This is a genomic window from Coleofasciculus sp. (genome assembly GCF_046539235.1).
Lineage (GTDB): Bacteria > Cyanobacteriota > Cyanobacteriia > Cyanobacteriales > Coleofasciculaceae > Coleofasciculus.
On record NZ_JBKHHI010000034.1, the window covers coordinates 1 to 26723 of the forward strand.

The 26723-nt window shown below is 44.3% G+C and carries 17 protein-coding genes; 6 read left to right on the plus strand and 11 right to left on the minus strand.

The window, feature by feature from the left end:
* Positions 1-852 precede the first annotated feature (852 nt).
* Entirely contained in the window at positions 853-2742 is a 1890-nt protein-coding gene (locus ACLFWI_RS05260) for an ATP-binding protein (RefSeq protein ID WP_446412052.1), read from the plus strand.
* Positions 2743-2926: 184 nt separating this feature from the next.
* Here ACLFWI_RS05260 and ACLFWI_RS05265 read toward each other — a convergent pair whose 3' ends face one another.
* The 4 genes from ACLFWI_RS05265 to ispD all read right to left on the minus strand — a co-directional run bounded on the left by ACLFWI_RS05265 (position 2927) and on the right by ispD (position 8074).
* Positions 2927-4723 carry an ADP-ribosylglycohydrolase family protein gene (locus ACLFWI_RS05265; RefSeq protein WP_446412053.1) on the minus strand — a complete coding sequence of 599 codons (1797 nt, stop codon included), beginning with the start codon at positions 4721-4723 and terminating at the stop codon, positions 2927-2929.
* Positions 4720-6261 (minus strand): 3'-5' exonuclease, encoded by a 1542-nt coding sequence (locus ACLFWI_RS05270; RefSeq protein ID WP_446412054.1) that lies wholly within the window; start codon positions 6259-6261, stop codon positions 4720-4722. Before ACLFWI_RS05270 ends, ACLFWI_RS05265 begins: the two co-directional genes overlap by 4 nt.
* 428 nt (positions 6262-6689) lie before the next feature.
* The gene (locus ACLFWI_RS05275; protein ID WP_446412055.1) at positions 6690-7280 is read right to left on the minus strand and encodes a sulfotransferase domain-containing protein; all 591 of its coding nucleotides are present in this window, start codon (positions 7278-7280) and stop codon (positions 6690-6692) included.
* Between the two features lie 95 nt (positions 7281-7375).
* Positions 7376-8074 carry a 2-C-methyl-D-erythritol 4-phosphate cytidylyltransferase gene (gene ispD / locus ACLFWI_RS05280; protein ID WP_446412056.1) on the minus strand — a complete coding sequence of 233 codons (699 nt, stop codon included), beginning with the start codon at positions 8072-8074 and terminating at the stop codon, positions 7376-7378.
* Between the two features lie 260 nt (positions 8075-8334).
* On the opposite strand from ispD, the gene ACLFWI_RS05285 reads away from it, so the two are divergent.
* Positions 8335-9297 carry a glycosyltransferase family 9 protein gene (locus ACLFWI_RS05285; RefSeq protein ID WP_446406648.1) on the plus strand — a complete coding sequence of 321 codons (963 nt, stop codon included), beginning with the start codon at positions 8335-8337 and terminating at the stop codon, positions 9295-9297.
* A gap of 137 nt (positions 9298-9434) precedes the next feature.
* Here ACLFWI_RS05285 and ACLFWI_RS05290 read toward each other — a convergent pair whose 3' ends face one another.
* The gene (locus ACLFWI_RS05290) at positions 9435-9926 is read right to left on the minus strand and encodes a CRR6 family NdhI maturation factor (protein WP_446406647.1); all 492 of its coding nucleotides are present in this window, start codon (positions 9924-9926) and stop codon (positions 9435-9437) included.
* Positions 9927-10281: 355 nt separating this feature from the next.
* On the opposite strand from ACLFWI_RS05290, the gene ACLFWI_RS05295 reads away from it, so the two are divergent.
* Positions 10282-10734, plus strand: coding sequence for a Fur family transcriptional regulator (locus ACLFWI_RS05295; protein ID WP_446406646.1), 453 nt, complete (start codon positions 10282-10284; stop codon positions 10732-10734).
* 315 nt (positions 10735-11049) lie between these two features.
* Here ACLFWI_RS05295 and ACLFWI_RS05300 read toward each other — a convergent pair whose 3' ends face one another.
* Positions 11050-11925: an alpha/beta fold hydrolase gene (locus ACLFWI_RS05300; protein ID WP_446412057.1), complete on the minus strand. Its 876-nt coding sequence runs from the start codon at positions 11923-11925 to the stop codon at positions 11050-11052.
* Positions 11926-12134: 209 nt separating this feature from the next.
* Between ACLFWI_RS05300 and ACLFWI_RS05305 the strand changes: the two genes are divergently transcribed.
* Complete coding sequence (locus ACLFWI_RS05305; protein WP_446412058.1) at positions 12135-12881, plus strand: DUF4058 family protein; 747 nt, start codon at positions 12135-12137, stop codon at positions 12879-12881.
* Positions 12882-13029: 148 nt separating this feature from the next.
* Positions 13030-14712, plus strand: coding sequence for a WD40 domain-containing protein (locus ACLFWI_RS05310; protein WP_446412059.1), 1683 nt, complete (start codon positions 13030-13032; stop codon positions 14710-14712).
* Between the two features lie 185 nt (positions 14713-14897).
* On the opposite strand, the gene ACLFWI_RS05315 is transcribed toward ACLFWI_RS05310, so the two are convergent.
* The 5 genes from ACLFWI_RS05315 to ACLFWI_RS05335 all read right to left on the minus strand — a co-directional run bounded on the left by ACLFWI_RS05315 (position 14898) and on the right by ACLFWI_RS05335 (position 25723).
* Positions 14898-20141, minus strand: a complete 5244-nt coding sequence (locus ACLFWI_RS05315) for a CHAT domain-containing protein (RefSeq protein WP_446412060.1) — start codon at positions 20139-20141, stop codon at positions 14898-14900.
* A gap of 89 nt (positions 20142-20230) precedes the next feature.
* Entirely contained in the window at positions 20231-21532 is a 1302-nt protein-coding gene (locus ACLFWI_RS05320; protein WP_446412061.1) for a tetratricopeptide repeat protein, read from the minus strand.
* A gap of 277 nt (positions 21533-21809) precedes the next feature.
* Complete coding sequence (locus ACLFWI_RS05325) at positions 21810-23597, minus strand: CHAT domain-containing tetratricopeptide repeat protein (RefSeq protein WP_446412062.1); 1788 nt, start codon at positions 23595-23597, stop codon at positions 21810-21812.
* Between the two features lie 449 nt (positions 23598-24046).
* Positions 24047-25048, minus strand: coding sequence for a DUF1822 family protein (locus ACLFWI_RS05330; protein ID WP_446412063.1), 1002 nt, complete (start codon positions 25046-25048; stop codon positions 24047-24049).
* A 48-nt stretch (positions 25049-25096) separates the two neighbouring features.
* Positions 25097-25723 (minus strand): sigma factor, encoded by a 627-nt coding sequence (locus tag ACLFWI_RS05335; protein ID WP_446412064.1) that lies wholly within the window; start codon positions 25721-25723, stop codon positions 25097-25099.
* A gap of 351 nt (positions 25724-26074) precedes the next feature.
* Here ACLFWI_RS05335 and ACLFWI_RS05340 point away from each other — a divergent pair.
* On the plus strand, positions 26075-26723 hold a 649-nt coding region (locus tag ACLFWI_RS05340; RefSeq protein WP_446412065.1), incomplete at its 3' end, for a hypothetical protein.

Genomic DNA, 26723 nt, shown 5'->3' on the forward strand with positions numbered 1-26723 from the left:
ACTGGATGGGATTTTTCACTAGGTGTAGTACATCCGCACAGGGGGAACTTCAGTTACATCTGGGTGCAACCGAAAAGATAGTAGTGAAACCCGCCCCTACACAATCTCCCACTCATAACTTAAATCACCCTTACGATTTGGCTTCGGCGGTTAACTAATTATCTCCACCTTTTCTAGGTATAAACTCATATCGATTCCGGCGATAAAATGTTCGCAATACCAATCATTTTGGCGAATTGGGATGATCCAAATCACAAAACTAATGTGCTTCCTTACTTGCACATCAAAAAGATAGAACTTACGCAATTTGAGTATGCAAACCCTATTGATGAGGGCAAGGTGGGCATTGCCCACCCTACAGTCTTGAAATAACAAATCTCTGGGCTTACTTCCAGTCTAATCAGGACGTTTTTAATATTTTTTAATTAATTGATGGATTTGATGAAATATCTTCACATTACTTTATGATTTTGGCAGACCGCTACAACTCTGTCATTGTCGCTCTAATTCTTGCTGGTAGCCGATTCCATCCATTGATAGCCCTGGAGCGGAATTCCTTTTTCCCGCTTCTTTGCTTCAATCTTTACTCTAACTTTATTTGTTTAGTCAATTCTAAATGAAAACTTGTTAAAAACTTTATCATTTTATTCCTACAATTAATAGATAGAGTGTGTAAAAAGGTAATGTATATCGATGAACAGAGGTAAACTGAATTTTCTATCTAATAATTGTCGCAAAATTTAACTATTTTTGTCAACAATGATACCGATTGCCTAATTCAATCGTTTCTCGCAAATCATGCATCACTTCCCCTGGAAACCTTACGATCTATCTCACTTCTTGGCTTATCTTATGCTTTTTTCCAATTCCCGCTATCCCCCAGTCTCCCCCCAAAATACCTTAATGGGTCAGCAAAACCCATTAAATCTGAATAAGAATTTATCCGAGATTTTCCCTTTCACCTGGATTAAAGAAGGCATTCGCCACCTCAGCATATCTGAGAAAATTGGTTACGGCTACGCCTTGGCGATCGGCATATCCATTCTGGGAACAACCGGAGGATTAATTCTAGGTAATTATTACCAAGACCAAGCCCAACAACAAGAACGAGTTGCCGATCAGCAGCACCATCTCCTCAGCAACCTAGAAAATGTTACCTTGGCTGTGCGATCGCATCCGCAAGAACTACTCACCGCCTCGGTAAATCCTAGCCAGATTGAAGCCCAAAAGCATCAGTATTTAGCCGATGTGGATCGGATGAAACGCCTACTCTCTGAGTTAGATATCTTCATCCAAGACTATCCCGATGGCGTGGATGTGAACACGGCTGAATTACATCATCTGCTTCAGGAGTATGAAGCGACTATAGACGCCTACAATCAGGTGATTGAATCACTCTGGCAAATCAGTGAATCGGAGAACCTGAAGCCAGAGGAGATTTCTGCGATACAACAAGAACTCTTAAAGGCACTGCATCACCCCTCTACCAGCCAAGTGATGGCTCAATTCAATCACCTATCCCACCATGTAGAGGATGCCAAAACTAATGCCGAAACGCAACAGTCTCAGGTACATCAACAACTAGCACAAGCAGAAGCCTTACGCCTGCGAATCATGGTAAGTAGTTTGCTGCTATCGGTGGGTATCGCGGTACTCTTAGCCACGATTACCAGCCGTGCGATCGCGCATCCTATCGAAACAGTAACTCACGTTGCTAGTGCGATCGTCAAAGAATCCAATCTGGAGATTCGCACTCCTGTCACCACCAACGATGAAGTCGGTTCATTAGCCACATCTCTCAATCAGCTTGTCCAGTGGGTAGACGACTCAACCCAAGAATTGACACAAGCGCGTCAAACCTTAGAACAGCGCGTCGATGAACGAACGCAAGAATTGACGCAAGCGCTGCGAGAACTCCAACAAACCCAAGCCCAACTGATTCAAAGCGAAAAAATGTCCAGTTTAGGACAGATGGTGGCGGGGATTGCCCATGAAATTAATAATCCGATTAACTTTATTTACGGTAATCTGGATTATGCCAAGCGATCGATTAATGACTTACTGATCTTGCTAGAACTGTATCGGCAAGAGTATCCTCAGCCTAACGCCGCGATTCAAGAACAAAGCGAAGCGATGGATTTAGATTTCCTCATCGCCGATATGCCAAAAATGCTGTCATCCTTAAAAAGTGGGGCTGAACGAATCCAGGAAGTTGTCTTATCCTTGCGGAACTTCTGTCGTCTGGATGAAGCGCAGTTAAAACGCGCAGATATCCATGAAGGACTAGAGAACACCCTTTTACTTGTCGGTCATCGCCTCCAGCCCAATATTAATCTGGTCAAAAAGTACAGTCAATTACCCCGAATTGATTGTTATCCGGCTCAACTCAATCAGGCATTTATCAACATTATCAGCAATGCCATTGACGCTTTAGAAGAGGTTCAGGGTAAAGCGATACCGACAATCGTCATTCGTAGTGAAACCATCGATAATCGTTGGATTCGCGTGTCAGTTTGGAACAATGGTGCAGCGATTCCAGGGGAAGTTAAAGACCAGATATTCGATCCCTTTTTCACCACCAAGTCTGTGGGTAAAGGCACAGGGATGGGATTAGCCATTTGTTACCAGATTGTGAAAAAACACCAGGGTAAAATTGAAGTCACCTCTGAACCTGAGAAAGGAACCGAATTTGCAATTACGCTACCGATTCAAACCGAACAAGAGATGGCAATATCCGCTTAAATGTTCAAAATTTATACTTCACGTTGCCCATTTTGGGTCAAGGCGGGTTTAGCGACAGAGGTTATTGGTTATAGTATCTCTTGATCGGCTAAATCCGCCCCTAGCATACCCTAATCTCAATACTGATGGAAAACTTTCGCCGCAAAAGTCTAGTTTTTGCGACACGAAAGAGTGAATTTTTTGATTAAAATTGCTCCTCAATAACTTCAACCGTGTTATCCTCTGGATCAAGACATTGGAAAAATTGCCTGCCACCTTTCTCGGAAATTTGCTTCAAAATTTTAAAACCGAGTTGGCGAACATTATGGTAGACCGGGTCTATTGTGGGGTATTCAATACAAATTGTATGTCTTGTGTTGGGAGTTACACCGTTAGTTTTCTGGACAGTTATTTGGGTAGACACTAAGGCAATACTACCATAGTTCACCAGATTCTCTTTTTCTTTTTCAACTTTTAGACCTAAAGCTTTTTCATAGAAAGAACGTGCTTTTGCCAGATCACGTACTTGTATTCTTACAGCGATTTTTCTCACCTCGGATGGCTGTAAATCAATTGGTTGCAACCTATTATTAGAAGCACTTACTGTTTTCTCGCTTTTCTGGTTAGCATCAACCTTTGACCGTGATATCTTTTTGATATATAGAGACTGACGAGCATCAGTAATCAACTTCCAGGAAATAGCCCGTGTTGTTTTTGAGAGTGGTTGATGAATTTGTACTTCAGAGAGTTTTCCATGTCTGCCATCTGGAATCAAGACAGCATCATCCGATTTTAATGTCTCTAGTTTTTCAATGAAAGAATTAATTTCTTCTCGTGTAACCTTGTGAGCCTCAGCTTGTTTAATTTGGCAAAGGCTTTGATTTTTGACTAAGTTCTCTGCCAACTGTCTGATATAAGTCGAATCCTGAACCTGTTCTGCATAGTCTCCCAACCATTCAGTTCCTGCAACCGCACCAAGAAGTCCACCTGTCATAGACGCTAACGTATCCGTGTCAGCACCTTGGGCAAATGCGGCTTCAATTAGACCATTAAAGGGATCGGCGGCATAGCGAGAAGCTAGAAATATAGAAGCAGCAGCAGTAACTGTTCCCGCACCCTTGATACTTTTATCAAAACATCCGAGTTTAGTCAGAACTTCTGACTCGATTGGGAGCGCCCCCGGTTTCATTCCTTCTAAACACTGCTCAAGCAGTTGTTTCATTTCATCAACAGTCACTTGCCAGTGCTGATCATAGGCTCCAGCATTTACCTGTTGCGCTACCTGCTGCCAATCGCCACAGAAATTGCCTAAATCTGGTAGCCCTGACCAAGCATTAACCTCAGTAAGTACTTTCTCAAGAATTGCACCATATTTGAGCGTTTCTGTTTCTTTGAACGCTACCCAAACAGCAAAACCGTAAGCCAGCGCTCCAACTAAAGCTCTGGGATGACCATGAGTCGAGATACCATTAGCGACGATATTCTGAGCAACCGTGCCAAAATCGGTATCTTTCACACCCAATAAACAGTGCGGCAAGATTCTCATGGCAACGCCATTCCCACCAGCCTCAAAGTATCTCTTTTTATTTTTAGGAGACAACCAAGGCTCTTGTCCTGTTAACCATTCCTGTGCTGAACGTTTTGTTGCACCACCACCGCCTCTTTCATAACGAGTCCAAGTCGTTAGCTCTCGCCTAGTCAAATGATGCCACCACTGCTTTCCATAAAGCAGGCTTCTCGCCGTACTCAGAACTAATTGCGTATCATCACTATATTCACCTGGAAGAATGACCTCCTCATGGGGATAATATTGACCCCCTGATTTCCGTACCCATCGTTGAAATCCTCTGTTGAGATCAGTATCTTTTTGCTGATCAAGTCTTTTATACAGAAGTTCTTGGGGCCAGCCGAGAGCATCACCAATTGCCGCACCTAGGAATGCACCTTGCGCTTTGGCACTCAGAGAAACTCTATTGGGATTGTAGGGAGCATTAGGGTTCATTGTTCATCCCTCGGTATCCAGGGGGTTTCTTGCGGTCGCTTACCTGAGCGAATGTACTGGCTCAAAGTATGCTTGTCAAAGAGGTCTGGTGTAATTATAAACTTGAATCTATCCTCTGATATACCCTGCAATCGAAGTCGTACGATTTCGTTTCTTGCTTGTGTTGGACTAGGGAGGGCGATCGCTAAAATATCAGATATGTCTATCTGGTCGGGTACTAAAACCTCTGCCTGATTATCAGCCCGTGTTACTCCAACATACAATAAGCGACCATCTTGAGCCGCCGCGTCCGCTTCCCCAAAGGCAGTGACAGCTTCTGGATCGGGTAGTCGTTGATTATTGCAAAATGGCAGAATAACGGCATCAAACTCAAGACCTTTCGCCGAATGATATGTACCATATCGGATACCAGGTTTAGCTTGCCAAGTTGTCATGTCTCGGTGCAAACGGATACTTCCCGGAGGTAAATAGTCTTTAATAGAGTTTTCATCTTGGCGAAAACGAAATAGGATAGCGATACTCTGGGTTTTTGCTAGCCGAACAGCTACATTGACAACAAACTCGATTTCTTGGTTTCTCGAAGAAAACTCAACCAGAGTTGGCAAAGGTCCATCAGCCGTGGGTGAAGTAGGTTCAACAAGATCGGATATACCTCTAAAGTAGGGCATTTGTGAGATAGCTAGTCCAAGTTTGGCAATTTGCTTAGTATTCCGATAGTTTTCTTTGAATTCCCAAATTTTATCGATTGTGAGTCCAGCCGAGCGCCACGACATACGATGTCCATAAATCTGCTGGGCAACATCTCCAAAGAATGTCAACGAACCATCGGTGGGAATAGCTTTAGCCAGGGAGCGAATCATTTCTGGTGAGAAATCTTGACCCTCATCAATGACTATATGTCGATACAAACGCGGCGAATTATCAGCATCAAACTCTGAACAAACAACAGTAGCAATATCATCCCAGTCGTACTTATGGCTGCGTAAGTCTCGATAAGCTTGATAGATTTCAAACACTAGCTCCAGTTCTTCTCGCTTAAACCTCACTTCGCCACCCCCTAAGTGAGGCTCATTTTTATAGGTTTCATAGCTAGTTATTCCATGTTGTGCTATCCAACGAATTTCTTCCGAGAAAAGATTTTTGGGATTATCAAAAATGGGATGTGATTCGTAAAAGGTTGAAACCTGTTCAACGGCTTTATTAATAAAATAGTCGCGCTTTTCTGGAGAAATAATAGCATTCCGAGACATTTGATTCCGCTGGGCAAGATAACCTCTAGCAAATTTATGGTAGTTTTCTATAGCCACATTAGCTAGTCGGCGGTCTTGAAGGTGTTTTAAGTAGGTGACAAGCGCCGTATTAAACGTAACTAATAGCGTCTTACCCTGATGATCAGTTCCTGGAGATGCAAGATACGCGGCTCGCAAAATAGCCAGTGTCGTCTTGCCACTGCCTGCCGTTCCCAACACGGCAAAATGTCCCTGTGCTGGTAGACAGAGTACCTCTTTTTGGCGACCAATTGGTTTAGGTAAACTCATTCTCTTGATATAATTTAGTTTATTCTCACTATATTTTACCGATTAAAGGAAGAGTAGGGGAATTTCCTAGAGTCGTGGTGGTCGATATCAGTGGCTCTTCATCAATTCTCCTAGTGCAGCGCTGCGGAAATACTTGAGCAGTTTTGTAGATACGATGAAGCTGGGGGAGTTGGGGGAGATGGGGAAGAGTGTTTAGCTCAACCGAACAGGATTATGTACGTCCATTCTACCTTGTCTTCTTGTCACCTTGTCCCCCTTGTCTTATCTCAACCCTAAAATAAAAACATACACCTGTAAGAGGGTCTGTAGGGGCGGGTTTTACCACTAACGTTTTGTTTTCACCCTGATATAACTAAACCCGCCCCGACCTAACCATTCAATTATCACAAATGACAAATGACAAATGACAAATGACAAATGACAAATGACTACTTTAACCAATGAGAAAGGTCTCGTTGAATTAAATCTTGTAACTTGAGAATATCGTCTCGATAGAGTTCGATCAGTTGTTGGCGATCCTCTGGCGAAAGTGGAGCCGCTTTCTTATCTTGAGAGTTCATTTGAATCAGGCGAGAACGGATACTTTGCCTCATTTCCAGGGGTAAAATAACTCGCAGTCCCGACCTGACTATCGTTCTCAAGGGATTTTCTTGGCGTAACATCTTATTCATTGCTGTATTTTTGGGAACTTGAGCAACTTGAGCTTTTTGGGAGACATCAGGGGAAAAGGTATCATCGACGCCAACAAACTGATACATAGATTGCATGAATTGAACCGGGTCTTTAGACAAGTCATCATACAAATAAACTCGGATTTGCTCTCGGTCAAATTCGTCATAAAAATGCTGCAAATGCTGATAATAAAATCCCTTGAGCAAAATAAACGATTTATCAGCCCGGTATTTTATTTGATCAGACAAGCTGTTTCGCTTCCCTTTGTCAATGGCATCTCGGATATGCATTAAGTAATCCGAATAGGCTCGATCAACTGGATTTCGTAATACGGCTTCGTCTAACACTATTAAGTTCTGTAAATAAATAGTCTTTAAACCTTGACATAAGACGTAGCTTGCTTCTCAAGGGAGGGAGTATAAAAAATGATAAATGACGATCCTTATGACTGATGACTGGCTGCAAGTCGCTGACGCAGGATAAACTCCGCGATCGCTAAATCCATGGGTGTGGTTACCTTGAGATTGGTCTCTTCCCCTGCCACAATCTGTACAGGTAGCCCACAGCGCTCAAATAATGCCGCATCATCGGTAACGTCCCAATGTAATTTCCGTCCTTGGTCATGACATTGCTTCAGCAGCGATACCTCGAATCCTTGGGGCGTCTGGGCTGCCCACAACCGCCGCCTGTCCGGTGTATCTTGGATAAGATCCGACTCATCGACAACTTTAATCGTATCCTTAACCGGGATCGCGGCAATCAAACCCGGACAATCTCTAAGGTGTTCCGCACAGCGATCGAATAATTGGGATGTGGCTAAACATCTCGCACCATCGTGAATCAGTACCCGTTCAGCCGTTGAGGGTAAAGCCTGCAAGCCGTTATAAACGGATTCTTGGCGAGTGGCACCCCCAGGAATCAGTTGTACCGCTTTCGTCAGGGCGAGATCCGCCAGAATTGCCTGAATATCAGTCTGATCCCCTGGCTGTCCGATAATGCCAATTTGGGTAATTTCCGTCGCCGCTTCCGCCGCCAGTAGCGTCCATGCCAACAAGGGTTTACCCAGTAAAGTGAGCAATAGCTTGTTGCGATCGCTCCCCATCCGTCGTCCCATTCCCGCTGCTGGAATTAATAAATGCACAAGCTTCCGCCTTTGATGCCAAATCTCTAATCGCGACCGAATCTAATCTAATATGCTACTACTGGTTCATCCCATGAAACCACTAGGTATAATATTATGCGTAACATAATCCCATAAGCAAAATCGCAATGGGAGCAGGGGTGTAGCAGTTCACCCCGTCAAGGTTTCCTTGGCAAACTCGTTTCTGGAAAATTTCGTGAAATTAGGAACGACCAGTCCATTAAAATTGAGCTGATATACAAGCTCTAAATTATATTCAGATGAGACTATTAGCCCTTGTTCCGGGAGGAATCAGCGATCAACTGCTGCTCTTTCCGACGTTAGATGACCTAAAAGCCAATTACCCCGAAGCCGAAATCGATGTGATTGTGGAACCCCGCGCCAAGGGAGCCTATCGGGTTTCCGGTTCAGTCCAGGAAGTATTACCCTTTGACTATAAAGACCGCAACGGTTTAGCGGATTTTGGTAACCTATTGGGGATTATCCGCGATCGCGAATATGATGGGGCAATTGCCCTAGAGCGTCGGTGGTCAGTGGGACTATTGCTCTGGATGAGTGGTATTCCTATCCGTGTGGGCTACGAAAATAATCAGGGTAAGTGGTTTTTCACCAATACTGTACCGCTGAAGACGGAGCAGTATGCCGCGTATATGTATCATGACCTGCTCACCGGGTTAGGGATTAACACCCCCTGTCCAGAACTTGCCATTCGTGTACCAAAATCCGATCTGGATTGGGCTGAAGGTGAACAAGCCCGCCTCGGTATCCCTGAAAGCGGTTACATTATGATCGACGGCGGCTCTAACCACCTCGATCAGTCACAGGACATTGATAAAGTTTATCCCGCCCATAAATGGCAAAAAGTGATTGAAGACATCCACCAAAAACAGCCTGACCTAACTCTGGTTATGCTGCATGGTTCGGAGGATACTGAGTTAGTTGCCGCTCTCACCCAAGTCTGTCCTAATTTACAGATGACCTCACCCCCCGATATCGGTAAATTAGCGGCAATGATTGCGGGGGCGAATTTACTGTTATGTACAGATAGCGCGTCGATGCATCTGGCTGTTGCGGTGGGAACGTATACGATTGCGTTGTTTGGTCCCACTGAGGCTGACAAACTCCTACCCCCATCAGAACGCTATATCGGTATTCAATCACCCACTCGTTGGATTGCCGATATTCAGCCTGATGATGTACTAAAACAAGTCTGGCGGGGCTAGGGAATGGCACTCAAATAAGCCGTTTTGGATCGCCGAAACCATTGATATACCGTAGGGTGGGCATTGCCCACCAGCATACCATTGTCGTGTTCCTACTGCATACAGCGTCTGTGGGTAAGTCCTCACCCCTCGAAGTCTCAAGTTCTTTTTGGGGGGAACATTAGCTGAAACAACGTATCATCGAGTTCATACCCTAACATTTGAGCCATGGACTTGAGGCGAGACTGGTTGGGTAAATCAATCTGTTGTAACCAGTTATTCAGCACAAAAACTTTTTGCATCATGAAAATTTCTAAGGCTTCTGGGTTGTACTGAATCCCTTCCGTCCGATTAAACTGGTGGGGGACGAGCATAGCCGTGTAACGGGCGAGTTCCCCAGCTTTCCAATCCAGCAGAAATGGTAACCACGGATACTGGACATCTAAGCGGATAAACCACAGACGTATTTCAGGAATTTCTGACCATTCCCGTGGATCATTGGGTTCGCGAGGGTAGTCAAACTCAAAGCGTAACTGCTGCTCATAGCTGGCGATCGCGCCCTCGGTCAACCACTTATCAATCACAGTCTGGACGGGCGATAGGTCTAAATCATTGATGGAATGGGAATTGAGTTTAATTGTGATTGCCACTAATCTTTATCCGCTCCACAACACTTGGACGTAGAGACGCACTGTTACAGCGTCTGTATATTGCCTGGATTACTTCGGTCTTTCATCCTGGTAGTGACGGCACTTAACACAATCGATGCTACCCGACTTGATATCAGTCTACAGTAGACATACTCAAACCATCTAAGGTAAAGTTGTAATGAGTTTGTCTTACAGTGCCAGATGCCAACTGAACAAAGCTTGGCAAAAAAAATTATATCCGCAAATATAATGCACTTGTAACCAGTGCATGACGGGATCTCTATCAGGCTCCCCTTAAGGGTAGAGCTTGAAACTACTCCCCATATAGCTAACCACCCTATTCAACGTATCGACTATGCAGAAAGAAGCGGCAGTTGTCAAACCAATTCGCTCATTGGAAGACGCCCTCAATCGATGTCAAGCGTTAGGAATGCGCTTGTCGCGTCAACGCCGCTTAATTTTGGAATTACTGTGGCAAGATCGAGAGCATCTCTGTGCACGAGAAATTTATGATCGCCTAAATCAGCAAGGCAAAGAAATTGGTCATACTTCTGTGTACCAAAATCTAGAGGCGCTATCGTCTCAAGGCATTATTGAATGTATTGAGCGATCCGATGGACGGCTTTACGGGAATACCAGCGATGCACACAGCCACGTTAATTGTGTGGATACGAATCAGATCATGGATGTGTATGTAGAATTGCCAGAGGAACTAATCCAGCACATTGAGCAACAAACTGGCGTTAAGATTACTGAGTATCGGATTGACTTCTATGGTTATCGCAACGGTAAACAGAATGAGGAATAAACATCCCTCCAAGGTTGTGAAGAGTAATTGTCGGGGCGGGTTTAGGGACACAATTAGGATGTCACCGATAATATTTCAACAAAACCCGCCCTGATCCAATTATCAGGGTTTCCTTTAGCCAAAAAATTGGCAAATCACCGATAAGTGAGCAATATTTGCTACGCCTCATAAACCTGTTTCAGACATAGTATGCTACGCCTCAAAACTTGATCGGGGCGGGTTTAGTCGCATCTGGGTGAAATAGAACGATAATAGTGAAACCCGCCCCTACATACACGCCATGTCCGATTAGCAAAGCGAAGAGCCAACATTTTCTCATCCCTCATCCTTTGCCAAAAACTCTCGCATATACTGATTCACTAACTGGCACTGTTCCTGCTGTACCCAATGACTACAATTCGGGATGTAGCGGATTTGTAAATCTGGCACATAATCCTTTGTATTATAGGTCAATTCCTTGCCCAAAGCGGTATCATTTTCTCCCCAAATCATTAGAGTTGGGATTTGCAGAATATCCCACTGGCGCTGATTCAATAGTCCTGGAAAGACATTGCGGTAGTAGTTAAGCATAGCAGTGATAGCACCCCGTTTTGCTGCCGCATCTTTGTAGGCGTTTAAGTCTGCTTCTGAGAAAGCACCTTTGTCAATTGCCATATCGATAAAACTCGACGCAATCAGTCGATAGTCATCCCACTGAAACAGTAACTCTGGGAGTAAAGGCAGTTGAAAGAAAAAGATATACCAACTTCGCAGGAGTTGTTGCGGATTACTCCATAACGCCTCAGCAAATTTGGCGGGGTGAGGAATATTCATGACAATTAACTTATCAACCAGTTCTGGGTAAGTATAGGCAACATACCAAGCAATCATCCCTCCCCAATCATGCCCAACTAAGATACAGCTTTCATCGCCCAATCCTTGAATAACTCCTTTAATATCGTTAACTAACTCGCTGATCTGATAAGCTGATACATCTTTGGGCTTCTCGCTATCATTGTAACCCCGCAGATCAAGGGCAACAACTTTATAATCGCTGGCAAATTCAGGGATTTGATGCCGCCAGGAGTACCAGAATTCGGGGAAACCATGCAGCATCAGCATAAGTTTGCCTTCTCCCTGGGTGACGTAGTGTAGTTTGATCCCGTTGGTGATAATATAATCCTCTTGCCAGGAGTCAGTTATTGGAGACATGGGTTTTACCTTATCCTATTTATAGCTAGTTTTATTTTCTCATAGTTAGTTAGGTTTGTAGTTGCGGTTTAGCGATATAAACGCCCGCATCGGGGTTGAAAAGGATTGAATATAATGGAAACGGAGCAAGATTAACTCCTAAACAAGAGCAACGAGTTAAGGAATATCCAGAAAAGTTGGGTCGCTACAGATAATGGGAGTCAGGAATTATGGTATTACTAGATCACTTTCATCCACCGTTGAGTATTCGTCGTCACTGGCACGCTTTCCACAATGCTTGGGCAACTTATATCGCTTCCGATTTAAACCGTCAATTGCCAGAAGGATACTTCGCTGAACCGAATGTGCAATTTGGCATTGAAATTGATGTGGCAGCATTTGAAGAGATATCGTTACCAACCAGTCTGATGTCGGAGAATGTTGTTCAACTCCCAACTTCCTCTCAACAGCAATGGATATCTCCGCCGCCAGTGCAAACTGTTCCTTTTTCTCCGACTACCGAGGCGGTGGAGGTGAGTATTTTTAATAGCGAAGCGGGTCCGACATTGATGGCAGCTATCGAGTTGGTGAGTCCCAGCAATAAAGACAGACCCGCAAATCGTAATGCTTTTATCGCTAAGTGTCAAACTTACTTACAGCAAGGAATAGGGTTAGTTGTTGTGGATGTGGTGACGGGACGAAATGCAAATTTACATGAGGAATTATTGCATCAGTTGGCAGTCAGAATGATACCTCTAAATACACCACTATACGCCGCTGCCTATCGGGTTGTGGAACGTCAGGGACAGCCGAGTTTGGACATTTGGCAGGAAGCATTGGCGGTGGCAAGTCCTTTGCCTGTAATGCCGTTGTGGTTGCGAGGTGAACTCTGCTTGCCTGTGGATTTGAATGCAACTTACCTGCGAACTTGTCGGGAACAGCGACTTGAGGTTGATACAGCTAAAATTGTGGAATAGGTTATAGGTTGGGTTGAGAACAGGAAACCCCACAGAATATAGGGCTAAAGTTCCCTTACTACAAGCCGACGCGATCGCGAAATGTAAATTAACTTCCTCTCAACAGACTTCTGTGCTAAATTAAACCAAAATATCACCTCATTATAATATGTCAATTAAGAAAGATAGTGTAGTTTTCATTGCCAGTGGTGCTACGGCTGGCGCTGGTGTCTCTGCCACAATTGGCACAATGGGATTAGTGGGAGGATTTGGCGGAGTGGCAGTTGGTATGACTCCAGTAACAGCAGCCGGTGCGGTGGCGGGTGCGGCAACTTATGGTGCTTTTAAAGCAATGGAAGACGGGGATGCTTTGGCGTTTGGTGCGGTGGGAATTGGTGCTGTCGCTGGTGCTAAAGTCTCCTCAACAATTGGGGGTATGGGATTAGCTGGAAGCTTTGGCGCCGTTGGCATTGGTGTGGGTACAATGGCAGCAGCTGGGGGAGTGGTGGGATTGGGTGTTTATGGGTTGTATCAAGCCTGCAAACCCAAACCACAATATGGATTGTATAAAGCCTATAAACCCAAACCAAAACCACAAATAGTAGATGCCGTTGATGCTTTTGGGCGCATGGAAGATAAAGTAATGGAAATGGAAGCCAACACCCAAGCTATGCTGGATTTAGATCCAGTATTTGCTGAAAATCATTGGCACCAAACCTTTGCAAATCTAGACATTGAGGACGAGTTAGAAGCGCTAAAGGCTCAACAGCAAAGAAAAGCTCAATCAACGGCTAATTCGGCATCAGGTCGTCAATTTGCTAGTCATATCTCTACCTCTAACTCAACAAAAAATAACTCCGTAAAATTCACCCATTCGCCGCCCCAAAATTCCGCCTCAGACAAACAATTAGTCAATCTGGAAAGTCAAGCCAAAATCGTTCACCGTGAACCGCAACCGTGCCAAAGTTGGAAATGCCTAAAAAGTCTCCAAGGACACCGAGCTAACGTTACAGCAATTGCTATTAGTTCTGATGGACAAACCCTGGCGAGTGGTAGTGAAGATAAAACCGTTAGTCTCTGGAATTTGAGAACCGGAAAACTGAAGTTTACCTTCTTTGGACAAGAGAGAGAGGTTTTTGCTGTGGCGATTTGCCCCCAGGTAAAAATGCTAGTGGCTGGTGGCTTTGATAAGAAAATTACCCGTTGGCAGTTAGAGACTAAAACAGTACAACGTCTCTGTTTATACCCCAATTCTTCCTATAGTCATTCGCGGTTTATTTCCTGCCTTACGTTTAGCCCAGATCAAACAATTCTGGCGAGTGCCAGTGGTGATCAAACGATCCGATTGTGGGATGGATACACCGGAGAATTTCAACACAGTCTTAATGGTCATTCAGACATTGTTTGGTCAGTTGCTATCAGTCCAGATGGGAAAACTTTGGTTAGTGGTAGTGCAGATAAAACGATTAGAATTTGGTCATTAAGTCGTTATCAACAAACTCAGATTCTTACCGGACATTCTAACTGGGTGACATCTGTGGCGATTAGTCCCGACGGCAAGAGTCTGGCAAGTGGTAGTGCCGATGGTACGGTTAAATTATGGAATCTCACGACAGGAGAATTACGGCAAACGCTGGAGGTAAAATTAAAGGGAGTCGTTGCTGTTGCTATCAGTCCGGATGGGCAATTCTTGGCAAGTGGTGACACCAATACTGTCCAGCTTTGGCATTTACATACCAGTCAATTCCTTGGTACTCTTGCTGGATGTAGTCCTTTGGTTTTCAGTCCAGATGGACGAGTCTTAGTCACTGGCAGTAAGGTGGGGACGATGAAGATTTGGCAGAGAAATTAATGGGTCGTCATTCGTCATTTGTCATTCGTCCTTTGTAAGGGTTTGAAGGCTGTTTACAAAACTTAATAAGTGCTGTTTTCTTTTGTCCGACTACTGGCGTGGCACAGCTAAAATGGTAGAATACAATTGGTTCGTAGTGAGGGAACCTTAGCCCTCTCCAGATAAGCGTTAGAGAACTATAGTTTTTACAAAGGATTCCCAATTAAAGTAAAACCAGCCCAATAATAAGGATGAGATAGATTACTTTCTGGGGGATTCACTAAGCTTTTGGCAACGCTTATATTCCGACTGGTTCCAACCAACTGACTTGATTCAATTCGCACTTGAGAACGCAACAGGGCAAGTTGGGCTTGTCGCAGCGCTTCTGCTTTAATTGATACATTTTCGCGGTTGAGTTGCTGATAAAATTCAGTCATTACCGCTAACGTCCCTAAATCATCAACTTTCCAGAGGCTAGCTAGGGCTGATTTTACCCCCGCTTGTACCGCTAATCCGGCAAACCCCATTTCGGCTTGTTCATTCCCCACGGCGGTTTCACAAGCACTTAGGGTTAAGAGTTCCACGGTTGGCGGGGCGTACCATTGCACTTGGCGCAGTTGGTTTAATCCCACTTGTTGACGCCACAGTTGAATGTAGGGATGATGATTGCGATCGCGGGGAAAAGAGGCGTGGGTAGACAGATGTACAATATCAAAGGGGGCGTTGCGGCGCTGAGTCTTGAAATTATCTAAAGTAAATTGGTCATTTAGCAATAATTTCCCTTGCCCAAATTCGGCTAAAATTGTGGATAATTCAATCGGAACAGCGGGTAAAGATGGCAGGGTTGAATCCGGAAACTCGGCAGCCCCCATCGCTAAGATAGTCGCGTCTTTTAAACTCTGGTAACGGGTATCGGTTAGACTGACACTGGGAATTAAACCAACGCTATAGGTTTCAATCAGAAATTGCTGTCCGTCGTGTAAGGCTGCTAGGGGAATTGTGCGTAATCCCGCGTCCATTGAGAAAATGAGTGTATCAATATTGAGGGCATCGAGTTCCGTTGCTAAGGGTTCGATTAGCCACTGGTAGAGTTGTTGGGAACTGGATAAATACCTGGTACTGGTGTAATCATTGAGGGTGTGATAAAATTTTTTTACTTCCCGACGTAAGGTTTTACTATTGGCTTGGGGAACCTGTTTAGAAATAGGAGAACCTTCGGGTGGAACGAGAACGAGTTGTAATCCATCGGGATGAGACAGGGCGTAAATGACTACAGCACGTTTTCCGGTTTGGATTTCCATGGTTTGTAGCCGCTTTTGTAGGGAGGCGGTGGTGACGTGTTTCTGGGTAATATCTTCGCCTAAATAGTTTTCAAATTGCGCTTCTAAGATTTGGTCGATTTCGGTGACAATATCATCAGCGGGATTAATCGGGAGTTGGCGGGAAGACTCTTGAACATAGGGAACATTGAGTGATAGGATTTGTTGATTGGGAATCTTCCAGGTAAAGGTGTAGTTTCCGGTTTCAGCATCTTGATTGATTTGAGGATTGACATCGAGAGTATCGCCGACAAGATAGGCGAGAGATTCTAGGGGATTGGTGGGGGATGGGGTATCCGGAGTTGAGTCAGAACTCGAGATTGACGGAGAACGAGGTGTTAATTGAGGACTAGGATTGGGTTCCGGTGGAAGGGGATTGGGATCAGGTGGCGGGGGTGAAGCCGCAGAGACTGATATAATCTGAATGCGATCGCGGTCTTGTTTGTGAGTATGTAAATAGCTTTGTGTGGGTACTATCTGGCTTTCGGGAGTATTGTTTCCTCGACTAATCGCGCCCTCAGTACCATTGATATCAGCATTCCCGACAATAAATGGGGTAATCCCCTCGCCACCATGACGAATCACAATTGAACCGCCGTCGGTAATTCCAGCCGTAGAAATACTTGTCCGAGTTCCATTTTGATCGAGGAATGTATCCGTGGCTTGGAAAAATTGCCCTGTGGTAATGTCAACTGCGCCGCCATTACCGTTCCCTAAACTTTGGCTATCAATTTGACTCACGCTAATATTACCCGGTGCTTTAAGAGTAATATTACCACCATTATTGAATGCCGAGGTATTTAGACGCTGGGTGGTGATCCTGCGTTGATGACTGGTGAGGCGAATCCCGCCGGGTGCGGTAATATCTTGGGTTTCAATCCTATTCAACGTGGTGATATCGATACCTGATGGATTCGTTGTGGTAATCGTACCTTGAACCTGTAGGTTATTTAAGGGGGTTAAATTACCCACGCGATCGTTAAATTGCACCTGTCCTTGTTCTAAATTTAGGGTCAGATTATAGGTTCCGTTGATAATATCATTAAAGATAATACCACTAGAGTCTGATGTCGTCAACGCCACATTATCTGCTAAGGTGACAGGTGCATTCAAAGTAATGTTATTTTGGTTGGTTTGAATATCTCCGCTGAGTGTAATATTTCTGTCTGCACTCAGATCAATTTTCCCTCCTTTGTCTACAAAGGATAAGGCATTCATTTCTCCTACGATAATTGCATCTGCTGCATCCAGGGTGATATTCCCGCCTAAACCCAATCCAGACGCCGTAATTAATGCACCACTGCTAGTGTTAATATTGCCATCGGTACTCCTAATCCAAATATCGCCACTATCACCATTAAAGCCACTTAAAAATACAGTAATTGTTCCCGTATCAATATTACCGGGCGCAAGCAGTGTAATGTTACCACCTTTTATACCACCGGGAGCGCTAATTATACCGCCTGTTGTATCGATAATACCCCCACTGGTGAGGGTAATATTGCCAGCATTAACGAAACCCTGGGAATTGATGGTTTTACCACCAGTAATAATATCCCCATTTGGCGCATTCAGGATAATTGCACCGCCTGATCCTGAGGATGAAGATGAGTCCAGAGTATGAGTGGGTAACTGGCTTATAGGTTCTGAGAATAAAGACAATAGCTCAACGATTCTTGGATCAATATTGTTCGGCAATAAATCAACAAAATTGAAGAGTTGAGATACATCCGCCGAAAATTCAGATTGTAGAGTATTGATCGAACCGTTAGTAACTGTTACCTGAATTGTTCCACTTCCAAGTTTACCGGAAGACATTAAGTCACCCGTAATTAGATTGTCGTTAGCCAAAATTGTAATATCATTGCCTCTACCATTGAAAGAAAATGAACCAATATTACCGACATTTATACTGCCATTGGGGGCATTAATGCTTACCTTACCACTCGTTCCACCAAAAACAGCAGAACCAATGCTACCACTGGAAATATTCCCTTGCTCACTGGTTAACGTGACATTACCCGTATTTCCAAATCCGGATAAAGAGCTAACAGTTCCTAAAATGTCAATATTGCCTGTTGCTTGGACTGTAATTTTACCCCCAGCTTGAAAAAAGCTTAATGAATAAATACTAGCATTCGGTTCAGATTCGGCTATTTTTAGATCACCTCCATGAGCGGTTAAGCTTATATTTCCGGCATCACCCATGCCTTCCGCATTACTATTTAATTGACCAAATATTTCAATATTGCCATTATTGGTAGTCAGATTAATATCGCCGCCATTGCCGAAGGTTGCCGTCGCTTGGGATGCAATTGTACCTGTACGAATGTCGCCATTATTAGCCAGGAGAGTAATTGTGCCACTATCTCCTATCGTTGCTCGTCCCCATGATTTTAAAAGACCCGTGCTGATGTTGCCGCCATCAGTGACAATAGTGATATCACCCCCATGGTTAAATAGAGGATTGTTATAGTTATTCGTATCAAGAATGCCGACATCAACATTGACTCCAGTAATGGTAATCGAGCCTCCGTCTGTTTGAATTACATCCCCAGGATTCATCCCAAAATTACCAACACCATTACCATCGGCATCCGCCCTAAATGTGATGGTTTTACCATAACCTGTATGCAGATCTAAGTTGTCACTGGCTAGATCCTCAATGGTAATATCATTCGTTGCTTCTAATGTGACATTGCCAGATAAGCTTTCTAGTTTTCCTCTGGAAATGGTAAAATTATCTATAAAGCTGTCTGAAAACAGAATGGTCTTATCATTCAGTTCATTATCATCAGCAGAATCAGTCTGATCGACTATTGTGATATTGACTGGATCAAGTAGAAGGTTTCCCGCTTGCCCATTAACTGCCATGACATCGACATCGCCCCGAAAAACTAGATTATTTTTGCCGGAAACTTCCACGAATCCGCCATTGCCAAAATCCTGACCACCGCGAGCGAGAATTGTACCGTTAAATGTGGTAATATTATCCGCCCAAACAATAACTCGACCCCCATTACCATTCAAGATACTATTCGCATTAATAATCGAATCTGAACTAATAAACGTGTGTTCAGCATTGGGGATTGTTCCTTGACCTTGATAATCGCCACCAATCCGAATACTTCCCCCTTGATAATTCCCTGATGCATTAATCGTGGCATTGATGATTCCCACGTTTTCACCGATAATATTAATCGACTGATTGGTTGGAATGGAGGAAGAGTTGGCAAGGTTAAGACTGCCAGAAATAATGGTGGTTCCCGGTTGATTGGGTAAGGTTATCCCAGAATGTGATAATTGAACCGTGTTATCCTCAGCAACAGTTAATTGAGTATCTAATTCAGGTGCTGTTCCCGTCAGCAGTTCGGCTAAATCTAAGGGCGTGACGGGGAGAAGTTTTCCCTGTGTATCCCGGGGCGGTTCTAGTTCTAAACTGAGGAGGTTTCCGGATCGCCGAATCTGGACTAAATTAGAGTTAGGGATGGCAGCAACGGTAATGGTTCCCCCCGGTGCGCTTAATTCACCTGTATTAATGACTTGCCCTGCTAATAGGGTTAAGTTGTGCTGGAGAGTGACAGCTAAGTTGCCCGCGTTGATAATACTGCCAGAATTAGAATAATCAAAGGCAAATTGATTGGGGGTGCCGATGAGATTGGAGTAGGTATTGTCGCCAAATGCATTAAACCAATGGTTGTTGCTAAATCCGATTCCGGTGGCGGTTGTGGCGGTAAAATCGCCGGGGAGGTTTAATTGGGCGTTAGCACCAAAGATAATCCCGGCTGGGTTGATTAAGAATAGGTTGGCGTTACTCCCGGTGACTTGGATTAAGCCGTTAATGATGGAGGGATTATTGCTGGTAACTCGACTGAGAATATTCTGAATATTGGGGGTGGAGAGGAAGTTGGCAATTTGATCTGTGTTGAGTCCAAATTGTTGAAAACTGTGGAAGAGATTATGCTTGTCGGGGGAAAGGGTACCGCCAGTGATGTCAAAGCGATCGCCTGTGGTGTTGACGAGGGTTCCCGTGTTATCGTTGGCGGGGATGATGGATTGGGCGCAGGTGATGGGTTGGGCGAGGGTTAGGAGGGCGATGAGGGTGGTTTGGGGGAGAATGTGGGGTTTCATTTTGGGTTCATGTTGTTTTAACGCAGAGGTACGCAGAGGCAAGCGCAGAGGGGCGCAGAGGGGTTGGAGGTGGAGGGGCGGGGGTTGAGTTATTGGTTTAACTGTTGTTCAATTTCCTGAATTTGTTGGGTATAGCCGAGGGTTTGATAGCCTTGGAGGGCGAGGGTGAACCAGTGTTTGGCTTGGTTGGGATTACCGAGTGCGGCTTCGATGCGCCCTAGGTGATATTGGGCGTGGGTTTTTTCTTCGATGTCGTTGGGTTGGGCAAGTTCGATGGCTTTGGTGTAGTAGGGTTTGGCTTGGAGGGGGAGGGCGAGGTGATAGAAGTAGCGATCGCCTATTTTACTATAGATGGCTGCATTTTCTACGCCGTCAGCGATGAGGGATTCTAAGGATGCGATCGCTTGAGTATGAAGATGGTGTTTACTGTAGAGTGTGGCTAAAGCTAGGGCTTTGGCTGTTTGATTCCAGGGTTGCTGGGTAATTCTGCTGGCTTGAGTCCGAATTTGTTGGGCTTGTTGTTCATCGAGTCGGCTGAAATTTAGTCCACCGGGTAGGGGGGGTTCATCAAGTGAGGATTCCCCAGTATCGGCTTCAATAATTAGCAGATAATCACCACCGGGTTGCAGCGGGGGTTCTCCTGGATAGGTGATTTGGGTATCGCTGACTTGAGTTGTCCACTGGATTCCTTCTCCTTCCAAGATGACAGTATAGTTGTTGGCGTCAGGCAATTTATGCCAGCGTAGCAGAGGTTTATCGGTGAGAATCGCCGTGCGACGAGGACTGATAATGTAAGGAATTGTATTGTTCCAAGCGATATCGCCACGATGGGGACATTTATAAGTACCAGGGCTACATTCAGTTTGTTCGGTAGCGGCGGGACAAGGATTGAGGCGATTGTTTCCAGGGGATAGGGTTTGGCTGGATAAGTCTGCACATTGCAAGATTACTTGTGCGCCATTGGCGATAAATAACTGATCCTCTGGATAAATGTCTGTACCAATTTGCGGTTCAATTTTACGTCCAGTACGTTTAATTTGTACATCACCTGTTATCTGAAGAATTTGTCCGTTAGTAAGGGGTTGGGATGGCAAATTTAAGGCGGAGTGTAGGGGATATCTGGGAACCGACTCAATATTTCCTTGATCCCTTACCCGTTTTTCCCTGTTCGTAGTCGGCACTTTAGTGCCAGAATTACCAACGCCCTGACGATAAAAGCTGACATTAGCGACAGTCTGGTCAAAAAAAATCCAACGAGATAAAAATTGTTTATACTCCAAACATTGTCGGCGTTCCACCTGTTTTCTGACTCCCTCATTCCCGACACCCAGGGCACTCCCATCAAGGAGAAGGAAAATCAAACTTATAAACGTCACAAGTTTCCAGTTCATGATACATCTACTCCTTTAACCTGGTGTCAATGTTTCGATTGCTCGGATCACCTCCACTACAATTTATACTGCTGTACGTCTGTGTAGTTCAAGCCAAGCAACGAATCGTAATATGCCGTAATACCCTGTTAAACATGAAGATAGGAATATCCCGCTATTTACTCTAAAACAATCAAACGTGATAGCTGTTTGAGATTCAGATGGGACAATCTAGACATTCAAAGCCTCTCTCCTTGTAGGAGAGAGGTTAATCCTTGATATCCATCTCCACTTCCAACTATTGTGCTGACAAATACTCTTGAGCTAAACCCATACACTTATCTTGTTCGGGAACATTATACTCCGAGTATTTCAGTGTGTTTTCCCAAGCCACTTTTGCCTCTTGCTTGTTTCCTTTGGTGTCTAGAACTTGGGCTAATAGACAATAGGAATGAGGGCTATCCGCTGCAAGTGCGATCGCATTCCGTAAATCGGCTTCAGCTTCCTCTAATCGTTGTTGTTCCCATCGTACCCAACCGCGATTTTTCAAGCAAGCGGCTCTTACCCCATCGTAATCGCTATGTTCTAAACACTCCCAGGTTAGTTTCAGTGCAATTTCCAGATCTCCCTGCTGCAAATGCAAGCGAGCCAATTCCGAGTAAGCATCAGGAAGTCCCCGCAATGCGGCTTGCTTAAACCGTTGTTTAGCACAAGCTATATCATCAAGACTCTCATCACATAACCAGGCTAAATTATAATAGGGTTGAGGATAATCTAGATTGAGCCAAGTGGCGATATTATAGTAGATTTTCGCCCTTAATAACTGGTTTTTGTCTTGATTTTTGATTCCCAACTTATTTGAAAAAACTGCCAGTTGTGAACCGAATGAAAAGTAACTGCTAATCACTCCCACTAAAACAATCGCCACCCATTTCGATAAACTTTTCCAGGGAATCTTTGTATCTTCCTCTCCCCGATTAACCAAGGGTTTCCAACTGGGTGGAATTACCGCCGGATGTTGACAAATAACAGGGAGCCAACTTGCCCCCGGTAATTCATGTTCTAATCCCCGCAGTTGTTCTCTAGCTTGGCGCACCGATAAATGAAAGGGTTCTCCGGCGGCAAAGTTTTTTAAGAAGTATTTCAAAAAGGCTTGTGCCACGGGATCAGCTACGGGTTCGCGCATGACAATCATTGGTGGGAGAGGAATCTGATCCGCCGCTAAGTCTCGGACTAATCCCAACCCATCACAGGAATTAAAAATGGCTAATTTTAATCCGTTGTCAACGGCTTTTCTCATGGCTTCCTTGACTTCACCCATCCTCAGGCTATTATTCTGTTCATTTTGATTGATGTACAGTCGTCCATGAGTGCTATTATCCTCACTTTGGGAATGTCCCGCAAAGAAAATAATATCCCAGCCAGCTTGCCAAAGTTGGTCAGTTAATTCCTGTCGATCCGGTTCAACTAACCAAGTAATTTTAGCTCCTGACAACCGTTTTAGTAATTCCCGATCTTTCTCCAAATTAATCCCGGCGCTGTTACCTAAAATCGCTAATATTTTAACGTTAGCCTTGCGGCGGTGGGGAATAACTGAACTTGCGGGTGGGGGATAGTCTGGTGTGCTAAACGCTAATTCCCCTAGGCGATACTCAGCGAAAAAGTCCCAAAGATGCCACGGTAATTTCCAGACTTCCGGATCATCGCTTTCAATAATGACCCGCACCGGTTCAGCGGGGTTTAATTGAGTTCTCAGTTCTGATTCAATTTTGCGAAATCCTTCACTCTTTAACCAGGTATTAATTTGAGTTTCTAACTGCTGAGAAATATGATTAAAATTTCCCTCAGAACAATGGGTGATACCTGATTCAACAATATCTATCCCGCCCCGATAGCCATGACTTTGATAAAGTGCTGTATAGAGGAGCCGCCAATCTCTGAGGAGTTGCGGAATATCGGGGGCTTTTGGCAAACTCCCCGTGAATTGCATATACAGATTCCCCACCTCTCCCAACCGTGCTGTCACAGAAGTAAATCCAGAGCTGAAGTTGCCTGAGCCGAGATTTAAAACAACAATTTTACTCATAGCGACTCCTTTGATGAATAGGTTAGGGAACAGGTAGGGATGGTCATTCGTTATTTGTCCTTTGTCCTTTGTAAGAGGTTGAGGTTCTTTGACAAAACTTAATCTCGTTAAGTTTCTTTCCCTCAACCTACTTACTCTACCGATTCATTAATTATTTGACTCAAATTATACTATAACTTTGACGAATATCATTAAACTTGTAACCTGTAGTGGACTCACACAGCTAAAATTGTGGGATAGATTGGGTACGTAGTGAGGGAACCTCAGCCCTCTCCGGCTAGGCGGAGCGAGAACTAAAGTTCTCACTACAAACCCTTACAAATGACAAAGGACAAATGACAAAGGACAGATTATAGTGAACCTCAGCCCTCTCCGGCTAGGCGGAGCGAGAACTAAAGTTCTCACTACAAACCCTTACAAATGACAAAGGACAAATGACAAAGGACAGATTATAGTGTAAAAGATTCGGTAATACTGACACCATCTAATACAACCTGAAGACCAAAATTGGTTCCCGGTTCGACTCGAAATTGCCGGAGTTGAACCCATAAATCTAACCCTCGCGATTGTACCGCTTGCAACCTATCCCCGGAGTCTGAAAGTAAAGCCAGTGTCAGATTTCCGGGTAAATAGCGATCGCCTCCCGTAGGATGGACTTGAACGAAAACACTCACCTTGCGATCGCTCTCTTGAGTCAGTGCCATCACCAAAGCCAGACGTTGAGTTCCCAACTCCATGCCAAAATCGATTAATTTAGCTCGCATAATATCGGCATCTGGAAAAAGTTGAACTTCAGTTCCAAATCGACGAAATGCAGGTACATTTTGCCTTGACATCGACAGCTCACTGTCAGTGTCCCATAACTCTTCAAGTTGTTGCCAACCCGCCGCAAACTGATTCGCAAACCACTGATTAAGATTGACAATTGGGTTGGTTAATTGATCCAGATACTCTAATAACGCAGCAAGGGGTTGTAACTGGGGCAAAAATACCTGACCTGTGCCAGCCGTTTGGGTAAATCCCAACAGTCTTGACTCTTTTCGCTGCGGATCAATCGCCACAAAAACATAGCCAATGCGTTCCTGCCAAACCTCTGGCGGAATCGAGCCAAATTCGGGAATCCAGCGATTGTTTTCAGAACCTGAATGATTCTCAAATACTTTCACCGGACGACATTCTAACGTCCCCAACCCTTTAACCTTAAGATCTGCCACATCTGCGCCTAAACAGACAACAGGATTGGCAAAATCACTGTGTTCAATATCAGTATCGATTTCCATCAGTTCCAAGTAATCCCGAACCGCCCAAACTGCCAACGTATTCAAATAAACTTGTTCTGCTTTTTCGGCTGTCGGTTGTTTCTGGGCAAGCCCTTGTGCCATTTGGATTATTTTGGGCATAATGGGCATGGGTAAAGCATTCTTTAAAAGTAATTCTACGCTAGTCATCATTCGCTCCTTTCTAGTCTAGTTATTGTTACAAAATCAATTAATAATTACCTATAAATATCCTTGTGATTCACCAAATTTTCGTAATAAGTGAACACAATGACGCTGGTAAAATGTTGCCAATGTAGAAACCTTACAATTAAACTCTGCTTCCAGTTTTCTCCATTCTGTCTCCGGCGGTAAACGACGTAAAATTAAAATTTGGCTGGTTATATCGGGACGTCCTCTAATATGAGTGCGGGATAATTCCCCATCCGGATCAGATTCTGCCCACTGTCGGGTTTCTGCCAAAATCGGCGGAATATCAGGGTGAGTATCCGGCAAATTCTCAATCGGATCAGTTGGATTTTCCCAGTCTGGAGGCGGTTGAGATTCATGGTGTAGTTGTTGACATCGTTTTCGGAATAAATCCTTCAGTCGTTGTTTGAGATAGGCATCCAACCAGGTAATCACCGTCGCTCTCGCCGGATCATAGTTCTCGATATTTCGGCACAAATACAACCAGGTGAGTTGTAGTGCTTCTTCATAATCAGGGGTATTCTCCCGCCAGAGTTTCCCCGATTGGGCGATCGCGCGAATCAGTTGATCCAAACAGCGACGCCGTTGCAGACTGCGCCGGGGATACTGGCAGGTTTGAGCGACAAGCTGACGCAGTTGTTGATCAATATCCACACCCATGAAATCACCTGAACTCTTTGCGATTGGTTTTGGAATGGGTTGTTACCCTTTCATCCTCGGTTATACTCATCCTTAATCATCATGCCAATTGAGTCTTGCACTCAGTTATCGCCACAATTCTATAGTTTTTCGCAAAATTCACCATTTTTTGTGCGATTCATCTTGTCTGACATTTTTATATCGGGTACGGCAATGCCGTGTCCCTACGAAATCGGGTTTATTCAACGATATCTTCAAGCTTTTGGGCTTTTATGTAAAGTTTTGTAACGATTTTGACCGGATTGCGAAACTTTGATAAATACCACCGATACCTCAACAGAGATTTAGAACATTTATCGAACCTACACAGATTTGATCGGAACAGATGTTATCTGTGTTCGGGAAATCGGTAAGTTTATCAACCTAATTGGTGCAGCATCTTTCATCTGCGATCGCACTCTCTCCATCATGCAAATTATTAACCGTTTAACTTTACAAGGAGTCAGGAAAATGTCAGTTCAACCCATTTCTTCCATTCTAGGTAAAACAATTGCTTTAAGTGTATTATCCCTTACCTGTGCTGTAGTCATGGCAAACACAGCTCAAGCTGCTACTGTCAGCTATACAGCTTGTAATGCGGACAATTTCAATACTAGTGATGGTCCAGAGAATTCCACACCGAGTCCCGCATTGGAACAACGGATAAGCTATGCCCATGGAGCATCAACCCTTTGCGATCGCTCGCTGAATGATTATGATGATTACTTTGTTCACACCTTTAGTGACTTACACAGTAATTTATCGAATCCCATTGTTTTTGGAGAGTTAGAAATTAGCTTGAGAGCAACCAATTCTTCTCTGAGTAAGAACGATAGAATGGGTTTGAATTTTACTAATCCTGATGGAACTTTTACTCAAGGTTGGAGTCGGTATATTGGTGAGTGGGATTCCGAGCCAGGGCTTTTGGGAACTACTTGGTCAAATGGTCAAAGTCATACATTTACATTCAATCTAGCCAATC